This window comes from Zemynaea arenosa (assembly GCF_004614185.1).
GTDB lineage: Bacteria > Pseudomonadota > Gammaproteobacteria > Burkholderiales > Burkholderiaceae_D > Telluria > Telluria arenosa.
The window spans coordinates 1-13,061 of the sequence record NZ_SPVF01000015.1; the positions used below are offsets into that span (position 1 = coordinate 1).

Sequence of the window (13,061 nt, forward strand, 5' to 3'; positions counted from 1 at the left end):
GCTGGGCGCGCGGGCCGACTGGCGCCGCAGCACCGCGCGGTAGGCGTCCAGCGTCACCGGGGCCGGGCCCACGTAGCGGCAGCGCTTAAGATAGCCGTCGGCGCGCTCGCGGCCCTTGGCGGTCAGCTGGTACTGCACGTCGAGGTCGGTCTCGCCGCGCCAGGTCAGCTCGGCCAGCTGTTCGGCCACCAGGAATTCGATCACTTCGCGCAGCACGCCGATCGACAGGCGCAAGCGGGTGTTGAGCACCGGCAGGTGAGCCTTGCCGGCCAGGTAGATGGCCTTGGCGACCAGCTCCAGCAGCAGCTGGCTGTCCAGCCCCGTCTCGCGCACCGACTTGGCCTGGCGCGGCAGCAGCTGGCCAGCCTCCTCGTCCACCCGGGCCGCGGCGCCAGGCAGGTCCAGCAAAAGATCTTCGCTTTCCAGCATCGTGCCTCCACTCAGCTATTTCCGTGCGTCACCAGAACTGATTCTAGAAATCGCTCAGGCCGATCCTTTGAGGAAGAGCAAGGTTTGGACAAAGATCAAACCAGCGCGGGACGGAAAACCAACACCAGCAGCGTGCCGGCCGCGATCACGGGACCGTAGACCATGGTGCCGGCGGTGCTGCCGCGCCATTTGGACAGCAGCAGCGCGACCGCGCCGCCCAGCAGGCAGGTGGCCAGGCAGGCGCACAGCGCCAGCCAGGGGCCGGTGAAGGCGCCCACCGTCGCCATCAGCTTGACGTCGCCGCCGGCCATGCCGCGCTTGAGGTAGAACGGCAGCAGCGACAGCAGGCCGACCAGGAAGCCGGCCCCGCCCTGCTGCAGCAGCGCCATGGGCCCGCCGGCCACCAGCTGCAGCAGGGCGGCACAGGCCAGCCCTGCGGCGAGATAATTGTTGGGAATGCGCTGCTCCAGCAGATCGCGGGCGGCGACCGCGAGCAGCAGCACAGCCAGGCACAGATCGAACAGGAGCGGCACTGCCATACACACCTCCGGACGAAAAAAAAGCCCGCCGCGCTGGCCGGCACGGCGGACTTGAGGGCCCACTGAATCAGGTGGTTGCAGTTGCGATCTGATCCTTGATGTACTGCCACGCATCGTTCAGCCCGCCGGTGACCATGGCCAAGCCGGTGACCAGCGCGGAAGCGATCAGTGCTGCGATCAGGCCATACTCGATTGCGGTGACGCCTTCCTCGTCTTGAATGAAGGCCTTGACTGCGGCGTTGATAGTTTTCATCACAACCTCCTATGAGTGATTAATTGACCTGGACGGTCGGTCGCCCCGCGGGGCCCGGTGCCGGAGCCAGTGAGATCACTATACGGACGGGGACCGCCGCGAAATTGACGCACGGCAAGTTTGCCCATGGGAAATCTCAAGAGGCCACCTTTGGAGGGGTTTTTCTGTTCTGGGGCGCGCGCAAGAGAGCGCCGGACGGTTAGAATCGACCGGAAGACGCGGCAGTTGAGCAACGATAATTGCCGAACAAGCAAAAAAACATTATCCTGATCAGCTGTTCTCAGGAAATGCCGAACGGCGGCGTCTGAGTGTCAATCGTGGAGCTAGCCCAGCCACCGCGCCGCGCGGGTCGTCAGTCATTCTTGAGCGAGATGGATTCACTTCTGAAACACATGGTGGACATGACCGGCCACCGCGATCACACGATGCTCGACATCTCGGTGATCTCGGCGGTGCAGGAGCTGGCAGGCGCGCTGCGCAGCCGGGTGCTGTCCATCCACACGGTGCGTGGCGAAAAGTATGTGCGCGCCCGCGCCACCATCGAGGAAGGCCAGCCGGCCCGCATGGAAGACGGCGACGGCCGCGGCGAACCGCTGGCGGACTGTCCGGCCCTGGCCGGCTGCCTGGCGCGGCGCGAAGCGAGCGCGGAAGAAGTCAACGCCGACAATTGCCTGGTGCTATGGCTGCCGATCTGGATCGGCGACAAGGCCGACACCTGCCTCGAGATCGTCCACAAGACCAAGTACGGCCCCGATACCGAACAGGTCATCGCCGGCATCGTCAGCGTCTACCGCAATTTCCAGAACCTGCTCGACTACAGCGAGCGCGACTCGCTGACCGGCCTCCTGAACCGCAAGACTTTCGATGACCAGCTCGGCAAGATGCTGCAGGCCTCGGCCGAGGGGCCGCTGCTGCCGGGCCAGGAAGAGCGCCGCCAGCTGTGCGGCGAGGAAAAGCAGTGGCTGGCCGTGGTCGACGTGGACCACTTCAAGCTCGTCAACGACAAGTTCGGCCACCTGTACGGCGACGAGGTGCTGATCCTGATCGCCAACCTGCTGAGCTCGTCGTTCCGCTCGCAGGACCGCGTGTTCCGCTTTGGCGGCGAAGAATTCGTCGTGCTGCTGCGCTCAACCACGCTGGAAAACGCGCGCAAGATCATCGAACGCTTCCGCCGCAACGTGGAGGCGCACGTGTTCCCGCAGGTCGGCAAGGTGACGGTGAGCGTGGGCTTCGTGGCGATCAACGCGTATGAGGCCCCGGTCGTGATCCTGGGCCATGCGGACCAGGCGCTCTACTTCGCCAAGAGCAATGGCCGCAACCAGGCCTGCTACTACGACGAGCTGGTCGAGCGGGGCCAGCTGCAGGCGGTCTCGTCGAACGACACCGCCGAATTCTTCTAGGCCGTGGGGCAAGGGCGGGCGGTCAGCCCGCCACCACCAGGAACTTCATCGGGTCGACCTGCCATTTGGCGGCCGACTCGTGGCGCACGATCTTGTCGCCGCCGCCGAAGCCCAGCGCCTTGGACAGGTCCACCGTTTCCGGCTTGATGTAGACGTTTTTCTTGGTGTTGAAGAACACGTTGACCTTGGGGGCCAGCAGGTTGGTCTCGTGCGGCTCGACCACCACGCCCAGGCGGCCCGATTCCAGCATCACCAGGGTGCCGACCGGGTAGATGCCGACGCAGCGCATGAATTCCTGGGCGAACTGCGGGTTGAAGTGGAACTTGCTCCACTCGTAGATCTTGCGCAGCGCCTCGGCGGCGGACACACCCTTGTGATAGCAGCGATCCGCCGTGATCGCGTCATACACGTCGACAATCGCGGCCATCTGCGCCAGTTCGCTGATGGTGCCCTCGCCCTGCTTGTCCGGATAGCCGGAGCCATCGCGCCGCTCGTGATGGTGCAGCGTGATATCGAGCGGAATGGGGCCGATCTCCGGCGTTTTGAGCAGGATGTCGTAGCCATCTTTCGGGTGCTTCTTGATGATGGCGAACTCTTCGTCCGTCAGGGGGCCCGGTTTGTTCAGGATCTTGTCCGGCACCAGCGCCTTGCCGGTGTCGTGCAGCAGGCCGCCGAGACCGGCCTGGTAGGTCGTGTCCGGATCCATGCCGCGCGAGCGGCAGAACGCCACCAGCAGCGTGCATACCGACACCGAGTGCAGGAAGGTGTAGTCGTCCGCGGTCTTGATCCGCAGCAGGCCGACCAGCGCGCCCGGATTGCGCAGGATGGAGGCGGTGATGTTCTCCACCACCGGGGTCACCTGCTCCAGCTGCACCGCCTTGCCCAGGCGGGCGTCCTGCATCACGGTTCGGACCAGGCCCGATGCCTGATGGCGGATCATGGCGGCGCGCTTGAGCTCCTCGCCCAGCGGCACGCGCAGCGGGACCACCGGTTTGGTGGCCAGGGCGATCAGCTCTTCCTCCGTCTGAGCGGCAGCCTCCGCCACGGTAGGCGCATCCTGCACGTCCAGGCCGCGGGAGACGTCGATCACCACGTCATGGATGCCGGCGCTCCGAATTTTCCCGATTTCCTCGTCTTTCGTGATCAGAAACCGATTGCGCACGAACGGATGGGTCATCCAATCGCAGCTCAGGTCGTGGATGTACATCCCGACCTTCAGTTGACCCGAGTCGACTTTTTTCAACATTTTTTTTCGCGGGGAAATTTATTACCGACAGTATAGCCATGAACATGATTGAAGCAGATCAATTTTTGTTGGCTTTATAATGGAATTTTCCGATTCCGCGGCGGGTGTTGTCTTTCTGCCGTATTCCCATGGAACTGCGCCAGCTCCGCTATTTCGTCGCCATCGTCGACCACGGTTCGCTGTCCCGCGCGGCCGGCATCCTGCACGTGGCCCAGCCGGCGCTGACCCAGCAGCTGCGCCAGCTGGAAGACGAGCTTGGTGCCCAACTGTTGCACCGCTCCGCCACCGGCGTCACGGCGACCGACGCGGGCAAGGTGTTCTACGAGCACGCCCAGGCGATTCTCAAGCAGGTGACCGACGCCAAGTCGGCCGTGGTGCAATCAACCACCCGCCCCTCCGGCTCGGTCACGCTCGGCTTCCCCCACAGCATTTCCGGCGCGCTGGCCCTGCCGCTGCTGATGGCGGTCCGCGAACAATATCCCGAGATCACCCTCCAGCTGACCGAGGAAATCTCCGGCAACCTGACCGAGCAGCTGAAATCCGGCCGCATCAACCTGGCGGTGCTGTTCGACGACGGCCAGCTCTCGCACTTCGACACCACCACCCTGATCGAAGAGGACATGATGTTCATCTGCCGCGCCGGCTCGCCGCGGCGGCCGCGGCACGCTGACCTCACCTTGGCGCAGGCCTTGGACAGCACGCTCATCCTGCCCGCCCAGCAGCAGGGCGTCCGCCCGCGCATAGAAAACGTGGCTCGCGCGCAAGGCCTGCTGCTGCGCCACGTCATCGAAATCAATTCGATCGCCATCCTCAAGTCCGCCCTGCTGGCCGACATCGGCGCCACCATTCTGCCGCTGGCGCCGGTGCAGGCCGAAGTCGAGGCCGGGCAACTGCAGGCCTACCCCATCCACAGCCCCGCGATCTCGCGCACGGTGGCGCTGTGCTCGTCCCGCAACATCCCGCTGACCAACGCCGCTCAGGCCGTCCGCCAACTCGTCCACGCCGTCACCCGCCAGCTCTGCACCGACGGCCACTGGCGCGGCGCCCGCCTCTTGTAACTGCCGGTACGCCGGGGTACGTCCCCAGCGTACCGGAGGTAGTGAACAGCCATCGTTTTTTCTTATACCCCCATCCGCATTCCGTATCACGAAGTGAAACGGCCCCACGTAGAATGGCCGCCACTCAATAGCGCGCCCCTGGACGCCTGTTTCTGACCCGGAGACACGGCGCGCCCGGCGGCGCCATCCGAACGATCCTTTGGAGACCCGCATGCAGCACGACAGCCCGTCGCGCCTGGCCCCCGTGAGCCTGGACGACAAGTACACCGCCACTTCCGGCAACATCTTCCTCTCCGGTATCCAGGCGCTGGTGCGCCTGCCGATGATGCAGCACGAGCGCGACCGGGCGGCGGGCCTGAATACGGCGGGCTTCGTCTCCGGCTACCGCGGCTCCCCGCTCGGCGGCCTGGACGAGACGCTGTGGAAGGCCAAGGGCTTCCTGGAACAGCACGGCGTCAAGTTCGTCCCCGGCGTGAACGAGGACCTGGCCGCCACCGCCGTCTGGGGCACCCAGACCGTGGACCTGATCGGCCCGGCGAAGTACGACGGTGTGTTTGCCATGTGGTACGGCAAGGGCCCGGGCGTGGATCGCTGCGGCGACGTCTTCAAACACATGAACCACGCGGGCACCGCCAAGCACGGCGGCGTGCTGCTGGTCGCGGGCGACGACCACGGCGCCTACTCGTCCACCCTGCCCCACCAGTCCGACCACATCTTCTCGGCCTGCATGATCCCGGTGCTCTACCCCTGCAACGTGCAGGAGTATCTGGACCTGGGCGTGCACGGCTGGGCGATGTCCCGCTTTTCCGGTCTCGCGGTCGCCTTCAAGGCGCTGGCCGACACGGTCGAATCCTCCGCTTCGGTGGATGCCAACCCGCACCGCGTCGAGGTCAAACTGCCGACCGACTTCGTGATGCCCGAAGGCGGCCTGAATACCCGCCTGTCCTCCGATCCGCTCGGCCTGCAGGCGCGCAAGCAGGAAGCGCTGATGCAGGACTACAAAATCTATGCCGCCCTGGCCTACGCCCGCGCCAACAAGCTGAATCGCACCACCATCGAGGCGCCGGACGCCAAGCTGGGCATCATCGCCAGCGGCAAATCCTACCTGGACGTGCTGGAAGCGCTGGAAGAACTGGGCATCGACGAAGCCATGGCCGCGAAAGTCGGCCTGCGCGTCTTCAAGGTCGCCATGCCCTGGCCGCTGGAGCCGGACAGCGTGCGCGAGTTCGCGCAGGGCCTGGACGAGATCCTGGTGGTCGAGGAAAAGCGCCAGCTGGTCGAATACCAGCTCAAGGAACAGCTCTACAACTGGCGCGACGACGTGCGTCCGCACATCGTCGGCAAGTTCGATGACAAGGGCGAATGGGTCGCCCCGCGCGGCGAATGGCTGCTGCCGCCCAAGGCCGACTTCAGCGTCTCGCAGGTCGCGCGCGTGATCGCGGGCCGCCTGAAAAACTTCGTCAGCGACAGCCACGTGCTGGCGCAGATCGCCCAGCGCATTTCCTTCCTCGACGCGAAGGACGCCGTGCTGCAGAAGGCGATCTCCACGCCCTTCCGTCCCGCCTTCTACTGCTCCGGGTGCCCGCACAACACCTCGACCAAGGTACCGGAAGGGTCGTTCGCGCTGGCCGGCATCGGCTGCCACGTGATGGCCACGTCGATCTACCCCGAGATGAACAAGCTGACCACCCACATGGGCGGCGAAGGCACGCCGTGGATTGGCCAGGCTGCGTTCTCGAAGGTGCCGCACGTCTTCCAGAACCTGGGCGACGGCACCTATTTCCACTCGGGCTACCTCGCGATCCGCGCGGCGGTGGCGGCCAACGTCAACATCACCTACAAGATCCTCTACAACGACGCAGTCGCGATGACCGGTGGCCAGCCGGTGGACGGCACCACCTCCGTGCCGATGATCGCGCAGCAGATGGCGGCCGAAGGCATCAAGCGCATCGCCCTGGTCACCGAGGACCTCTCGCGCTACGAAGACCCGAGCGCCCTGCCCTCGATCGTCACCCTGCACGACCGCAAGGAGATGGACGCCATCCAGCGCGAGCTGCGTGAGCTGCCCGGCGTCACCGTCATCATCTACGACCAGACCTGCGCCGCCGAAAAGCGCCGCCGCCGGAAGAAAGGCGAATTCGCCGACCCGCAGAAGCGCATGGTCATCAACGAAGCCGTCTGCGAAGGCTGCGGCGACTGCGGCATCCAGTCCAACTGCGTCTCGATCCTGCCGAAGGAAACCGACTGGGGCCGCAAGCGCACCATCGACCAGAGCTCCTGCAACAAGGACTACTCCTGCGTGAAGGGCTTCTGCCCGTCCTTCGTGACCGTGGAAGGCGGCTCGCTCAAGAAATCGAAGACCGGCGCGGGCAAGGCCAATAACGACGACGGCTGGGGCGAGCTGGCGGCACCTGTGCTGCCGTCGATCGCGCAGCCGTACAACATCCTGATCAACGGCATCGGCGGCACCGGCGTGATCACCGTTGGCGCCCTGATGGGCATGGCCGCGCACCTGGAAGGCAAAGGCGCCTCGGTGCTGGACATGACCGGCATGTCGCAAAAAAATGGCTCGGTCACCTCGCACGTGAAGATCGCGCAGTCGCCATCCCACCTGCGCGCCCAGCGCATCGCCACCGGTGAGGCGGACCTGGTCCTCGGCTGCGACATGCTAACCACCGGCGCCGCCGATGCCGTCTCCAAGATGGCACCGGGCCGCACCGCCGTCGTGGTCAACCTGCACGAGCAGCCAACCGGCACCTTCGCGCAGCAGCGCGACTGGGAGTTCCCGGCCGCCGATGTGAAGTCCCTGATCACCGAATCCGTGGGCGGCGCCGAGGCTGCGGACTTCATCGACGCCACCAAACTGGCCACCGCGCTGATGGGCGACTCGATCGCCGCGAATCTCTTCATGATGGGCTACGCGTGGCAGAAGGGCCGCATCCCGCTGTCGGAAGCCGCCCTGCTGCGCGCCATCGAACTCAATGGCGTGGCTGTGGAGGCCAACAAGCGCGCCTTCCAGTGGGGCCGCCGCGCCGCCGTGGATCTCAAGCGCGTCGAAAAAGTCGCGCTGCCCACGCAGGCCATCGTGGTGCAGATGCCGCAGTCGCTCGATGCGCTGATCAACAAGCGCACCGAGTTCCTGACCGCGTACCAGGACGCTGCCTACGCCGCCCGCTTCACGGCGCTGGTCGACCAGGTCCGTGCCGCCGAAGGCTCGCTGCATGCTGGGACCAGGCTGGCGATGGCCGTCGCCAAGTCCTACTCCAAGCTGCTGGCGTACAAGGACGAATACGAAGTCGCGCGCCTGTACACCGATGGCCGCTTTGTCGAGCAGCTGAAGACCCAGTTCGACGGCAGCTTCTCGCTCAAGTTCAATCTGGCGCCCCCGCTGTTCGCCAAGAAGGACGCCGCGGGCAAGCTGGTGAAGGTGGAATACGGCTCCTGGATGTTCGGCGCTTTCAAGCTGCTGGCCAAGCTGAAAGGCCTGCGCGGCGGGGCGCTGGACGTTTTCGGCTACACCGCTGAACGCAAGATGGAGCGCCAGCTGATCGAGGAGTATCGTGTGCTGATCGAGTCGATCCTGCCCAAGCTGACCGCGGACAACCTGCCATTGGCCGTGGAGCTGGCCGCGCTGCCGGATCAGATTCGCGGCTTCGGCCACGTGAAGGAGAAGGCAGTCGAGCAGTTCCGCGCCCGCAAGGCCGAGCTGCTGGCGCAGTTCGACGCGCCCGCCCGCAGCGCGGCCGCATAAATCGTCAATATCATCGCCGTTCGCGCGCGGGCCACAGCGGCCCAGCGCGGACCACGGAATCGAGTGACGTTAACGTAAACGTCATATAATCGGAGACTTCATCCGCACCCACCGGATACGCTCACCATGAACGACATCACGAATGCCGCCAAACTGGCGACCCCGGACCAGAAGGTCACCACCAACAAGGTCCGTTTCGTCACCGCCGCCTCGCTGTTCGACGGCCATGACGCTTCCATCAACATCATGCGCCGCATCCTGCAGTCGCAGGGCGTGGAGGTGATCCACCTCGGCCACAACCGCTCGGTCGACGACGTGGTCACCGCGGCCCTGGCCGAAGACGTGCAAGGCATTGCCATCTCCAGCTACCAGGGCGGCCACGTCGAATACTTCAAGTACATGATCGACCTGCTGCGCGAGCGCGGCGGCGCGCATATCAAGGTGTTCGGCGGCGGCGGCGGCGTGATCGTCCCGGCCGAAATCGAAGAGCTGCATGCCTATGGCGTGACCCGCATCTTCAGCCCGGAAGACGGCCAGAAGATGGGCCTCGTCGGCATGATCCAGTCGATGGTGCAGGCCTGCGACGTCGACCTGACGCCATACGCGCCCACCACCCTTGACCCGCTGCGCGACGGCGAGGTTGCGGCCCATCATCGCCCGCTGGCCCAGCTGATCACCGCCCTCGAAAACGGCAAAGCCGACGCGGACCTGGTTAAGCAGCTCCACACCATCGCCGACGGCCTGAATGTGCCGACGCTGGGCATTACCGGCACCGGCGGCGCGGGCAAGTCCTCGCTGACGGATGAACTGATCCGCCGCATCCGCCTGGACCAGGGCGATGCGCTGAACATCGCGGTCATCTCCATCGACCCGTCCCGCCGCAAGTCCGGCGGCGCCCTGCTGGGTGACCGCATCCGCATGAATGCCATCAACCCGTGGGCGGGCCAGGCGCGCGTGTACATGCGCTCCCTCGCCACCCGCGAAGCCGGTTCCGAGATCTCGCAGGCGCTGCCCGACGTGATCGCGGCCTGCAAGGTGGCAGGCTTCGACCTGGTGATCGTCGAGACCTCCGGCATCGGCCAGGGCGATGCGGCCATCGTCCCGCACGTGGACGTGTCGATGTACGTGATGACGCCGGAATTCGGCGCCGCCTCGCAGCTGGAGAAGATCGACATGATCGACTTCGCCGACTTCATCGCCATCAACAAATTCGACCGCAAGGGCGCGCAGGACGCGCTGCGCGACGTGGCCAAGCAGTACCAGCGCAACCGCGAACTGTGGACCAAGAAGTCCGAGGACATGCCAGTCTACGGCACCCAGGCTTCCCGCTTCAACGACGATGGCGTGACCGCGCTGTACCAGGGTATCCTGCCGCGCCTCGCGGAGTTCGGCCTGAAGACCACCAAGGGCAAGCTGCCCCGCGTCGACGCGCGCCACTCCAGCGGCAAGAACGTGATCGTGCCACCGGCCCGCGCGCGCTACCTCGCCGAGATCTCGGACACCGTCCGCGGCTACCACAAGAACACCTACAGGCAGGTCAAGCTGGCGCGTGAACGCCAGCAGCTGACGGAGGCCAAGCGCATGCTGGCTGCCGCCTCGAAACCGGCGGACTTCGATGACCTGATCACCGAGCGCGATCACGCCATGGAAGCGGGCGCCAAGAAGCTGCTGCAGATGTGGCCCGCCATGCAGGCCGCCTACTCGGGCGACGACTATGTCGTGAAAATCCGCGACAAGGAAATCCGCACGCGCCTCGTCCAGCAGACGCTGTCGGGCACCCGCATCCGCAAGGTCTCGCTGCCCAAGTTCGAGGACCACGGCGAAGTCCTGCGCTGGCTGATGCTGGAGAACGTCCCCGGCTCGTTCCCCTATACCGCTGGCGTGTTCGCGTTCAAGCGCGAAGGCGAAGACCCGACCCGCATGTTCGCGGGCGAAGGCGACGCGTTCCGCACCAACCGCCGTTTCAAGCTGGTCTCGGAGGGCATGGACGCCAAGCGCCTCTCCACCGCGTTTGACTCGGTCACGCTGTACGGTGCCGACCCCGCGCTGCGTCCCGACATCTACGGCAAGGTCGGCAACTCCGGGGTTTCGATTGCGACGCTGGACGACATGAAGGTCCTGTACGACGGCTTTGACCTCTGCAACCCGAGCACCTCGGTCTCGATGACCATCAACGGCCCGGCGCCGACCATCCTGGCGATGTTCATGAATACCGCCATCGACCAGCAAATGGCCAAGTTCGAGCAGGACAACGGCCGCCAGCCGACCGACGACGAAGCCGCGAAGATCCGCGCCTGGGTGCTGCAGAACGTGCGCGGCACCGTGCAGGCGGACATCCTCAAGGAAGACCAGGGCCAGAACACCTGCATCTTCTCGACCGAGTTCTCGCTCAAGGTGATGGGCGACATCCAGGAGTACTTCGTGCACCACCAGGTGCGCAACTTCTACTCGGTGTCGATCTCCGGCTACCACATCGCCGAAGCGGGTGCGAACCCGATCTCGCAGCTGGCGTTCACGCTGTCGAATGGCTTCACCTTCGTGGAAGCCTACCTGGCGCGCGGCATGCACATCGACGACTTCGCGCCCAACCTCTCGTTCTTCTTCTCGAACGGGATGGACCCGGAGTACACGGTGCTGGGCCGCGTGGCGCGCCGCATCTGGGCCGTGGCGATGCGCGACAAGTACGGCGCCAACGAGCGTTCGCAGAAGCTCAAGTACCACATCCAGACTTCCGGCCGCTCGCTGCACGCGCAGGAGATCGACTTCAACGACATCCGCACCACGCTGCAGGCGCTGATCGCGATCTACGACAACTGCAACTCGCTGCACACCAACGCGTACGATGAGGCGATCACCACGCCGACCGACGAATCGGTGCGCCGTGCGCTGGCCATCCAGCTGATCATCAATCGCGAGTGGGGCCTGGCCAAGAACGAGAACCCGAACCAGGGCTCGTTCATCATCGAAGAGCTGACCGACCTGGTGGAAGAAGCGGTGCTGCAGGAGTTCGAGCGTATCGCCGAACGTGGCGGCGTGCTCGGTGCGATGGAAACCGGCTACCAGCGCGGCAAGATCCAGGAGGAGTCGCTGCTGTATGAGCACAAGAAGCACGACGGCTCGCTGCCCATCATCGGCGTGAACACCTTCCGCAATCCGCACGGCGACGCGACCCCGCAGACCATCGAGCTGGCCCGGTCCACCGACGATGAAAAGCAGTCGCAGCTCAAGCGCCTGGAGGACTTCCACCAGCGGAATGCCGACCGCTCGGCGCAGATGCTGGCCGAGCTGCAGCGCGCCGCCATCGACAACGAGAACGTATTCGCCAAGCTGATGGACGCGGTGCGCGTCTGCTCGCTGGGACAGATCACCACCGCGCTGTTCGAGGTGGGCGGCCAATACCGCCGCAACATGTAACGTGTAATACTGCGCGCCAAGCGCTGTCGAATCAGGACGGCGTGGTTCGTCGTGGTCCCGCGGGGCCATGCGAGCCACGCCGTTTTTTCATTCCACCTTGGAGACCGCAATGCAATACATGCTGCTGATTTATTCGAGCGAAGCCGAATGGGATGCCTTGACTGAGGCCGAGCGCCAGGCCATCTACGCGCGCTACGCCGCCGTGGAGCAGGAGATGATCCAGGCAGGCGTTTGCCGGGGCGGCGCGGAGCTGGCGCCCTCCCGCACCGCGTCCTCGATCCGCGTCCGCCATGGCAAGCCGCAGCGCACGGATGGGCCGTTCACCGAGACCAAGGAGATGCTGGGCGGGTACTTCCTGATCGACGTGCCGGGCCTGGAGCAGGCCGAATACTGGGCCGCCCGGCTGCCGACGGCGGAAAACGGCACCATTGAAGTGCGCGCCCTGACCGCCAACCAGATTTGAATCAGCGTTTGAAAATCATTAGTCGAATCGGCGCCGCGCGGCCCGTCGTGGCAGCAGGCAGGCCGCTTTGGCCGCGCCGGACAACCCATCGAAAGGACTGACCATGCAATACATGCTGCTGATTTACGCCGACGAGAACATGTGGGACGCCATGCCTGCGGACGAACGTGCACGCGTCTCGGATGGCTTTACGGAGGTGACGAAAAAGATGGCCGCTGCCGGTATCCTGAAGGGCGGCGCCCAGCTGCAGAGAGCTCGCACTGCTGCGACGGTGCGCGTGCGCCAGGGCCGCCACAAGATCGTCGACGGCCCCTTCGCCGAGACCAAGGAGCACCTGGGCGGCTACTACCTCATCGACGTGCCTTCGCTGGAAGAGGCCACGCAATGGGCCGCCCAGCTCCCCGCCGCCGCCATGGGCAGCGTGGAGGTGCGCGGCCTGACAGAGCGGCAGTCCGAGACGATCGTCAACGAATGAGGGGACGCCGGCCCGCGGTGACGCGCGGCCGGC

9 protein-coding genes and 1 pseudogene are annotated in these 13,061 nt (G+C 65.2%); 6 read left to right on the top strand and 4 right to left on the bottom strand.

Annotated elements, in window-relative coordinates; all coding sequences use genetic code 11:
• The 3 genes and pseudogenes from E4L96_RS01170 to E4L96_RS01180 all read right to left on the bottom strand — a co-directional run.
• A pseudogene (locus tag E4L96_RS01170) lies at positions 1–429 on the bottom strand (ATP-binding protein); the annotation flags it as partial.
• A 95-nt stretch (positions 430–524) separates the two neighbouring features.
• The gene (locus E4L96_RS01175) at positions 525–968 is read right to left on the bottom strand and encodes a prepilin peptidase (protein ID WP_135205412.1); all 444 of its coding nucleotides are present in this window, start codon (positions 966–968) and stop codon (positions 525–527) included.
• 67 nt (positions 969–1,035) lie between these two features.
• The gene (locus E4L96_RS01180) at positions 1,036–1,221 is read right to left on the bottom strand and encodes a Flp family type IVb pilin (RefSeq protein WP_135205413.1); all 186 of its coding nucleotides are present in this window, start codon (positions 1,219–1,221) and stop codon (positions 1,036–1,038) included.
• Between the two features lie 371 nt (positions 1,222–1,592).
• Here E4L96_RS01180 and E4L96_RS01185 point away from each other — a divergent pair, with 371 nt between their 5' ends.
• On the top strand, positions 1,593–2,621 hold the full coding sequence (locus tag E4L96_RS01185) for a GGDEF domain-containing protein (RefSeq protein WP_135205414.1): 1,029 nt from the start codon (positions 1,593–1,595) through the stop codon (positions 2,619–2,621).
• Positions 2,622–2,643: 22 nt separating this feature from the next.
• On the opposite strand, the gene E4L96_RS01190 is transcribed toward E4L96_RS01185, so the two are convergent.
• Positions 2,644–3,867, bottom strand: a complete 1,224-nt coding sequence (locus E4L96_RS01190) for an HD-GYP domain-containing protein (protein WP_135205415.1) — start codon at positions 3,865–3,867, stop codon at positions 2,644–2,646.
• 128 nt (positions 3,868–3,995) lie between these two features.
• On the opposite strand from E4L96_RS01190, the gene E4L96_RS01195 reads away from it, so the two are divergent.
• The 5 genes from E4L96_RS01195 (at position 3,996) to E4L96_RS01215 (ending at position 13,028) form a co-directional block, all read left to right on the top strand.
• Positions 3,996–4,925, top strand: a complete 930-nt coding sequence (locus tag E4L96_RS01195) for a LysR substrate-binding domain-containing protein (protein ID WP_135205416.1) — start codon at positions 3,996–3,998, stop codon at positions 4,923–4,925.
• Between the two features lie 211 nt (positions 4,926–5,136).
• Positions 5,137–8,676 (top strand): indolepyruvate ferredoxin oxidoreductase family protein, encoded by a 3,540-nt coding sequence (locus E4L96_RS01200; protein ID WP_135205417.1) that lies wholly within the window; start codon positions 5,137–5,139, stop codon positions 8,674–8,676.
• Positions 8,677–8,802: 126 nt separating this feature from the next.
• Positions 8,803–12,090: a fused isobutyryl-CoA mutase/GTPase IcmF gene (gene icmF / locus E4L96_RS01205; RefSeq protein ID WP_135205418.1), complete on the top strand. Its 3,288-nt coding sequence runs from the start codon at positions 8,803–8,805 to the stop codon at positions 12,088–12,090.
• Positions 12,091–12,199: 109 nt separating this feature from the next.
• On the top strand, positions 12,200–12,553 hold the full coding sequence (locus E4L96_RS01210; protein WP_167758561.1) for a YciI family protein: 354 nt from the start codon (positions 12,200–12,202) through the stop codon (positions 12,551–12,553).
• Between the two features lie 103 nt (positions 12,554–12,656).
• The gene (locus tag E4L96_RS01215; protein WP_135205420.1) at positions 12,657–13,028 is read left to right on the top strand and encodes a YciI family protein; all 372 of its coding nucleotides are present in this window, start codon (positions 12,657–12,659) and stop codon (positions 13,026–13,028) included.
• Positions 13,029–13,061 lie beyond the last annotated feature (33 nt).

Coding starts and splice junctions, on each gene's coding strand:
- E4L96_RS01210 (WP_167758561.1), top strand. CDS start 12,200: ATGCAATACATGCTGCTGATTTATTCGAGCGAAGCCGAATGGGATGCC.
- icmF (WP_135205418.1), top strand. CDS start 8,803: ATGAACGACATCACGAATGCCGCCAAACTGGCGACCCCGGACCAGAAG.
- E4L96_RS01185 (WP_135205414.1), top strand. CDS start 1,593: ATGGATTCACTTCTGAAACACATGGTGGACATGACCGGCCACCGCGAT.
- E4L96_RS01180 (WP_135205413.1), bottom strand. CDS start 1,221: ATGAAAACTATCAACGCCGCAGTCAAGGCCTTCATTCAAGACGAGGAA.
- E4L96_RS01195 (WP_135205416.1), top strand. CDS start 3,996: ATGGAACTGCGCCAGCTCCGCTATTTCGTCGCCATCGTCGACCACGGT.
- E4L96_RS01175 (WP_135205412.1), bottom strand. CDS start 968: ATGGCAGTGCCGCTCCTGTTCGATCTGTGCCTGGCTGTGCTGCTGCTC.
- E4L96_RS01215 (WP_135205420.1), top strand. CDS start 12,657: ATGCAATACATGCTGCTGATTTACGCCGACGAGAACATGTGGGACGCC.
- E4L96_RS01190 (WP_135205415.1), bottom strand. CDS start 3,867: ATGTTGAAAAAAGTCGACTCGGGTCAACTGAAGGTCGGGATGTACATC.
- E4L96_RS01200 (WP_135205417.1), top strand. CDS start 5,137: ATGCAGCACGACAGCCCGTCGCGCCTGGCCCCCGTGAGCCTGGACGAC.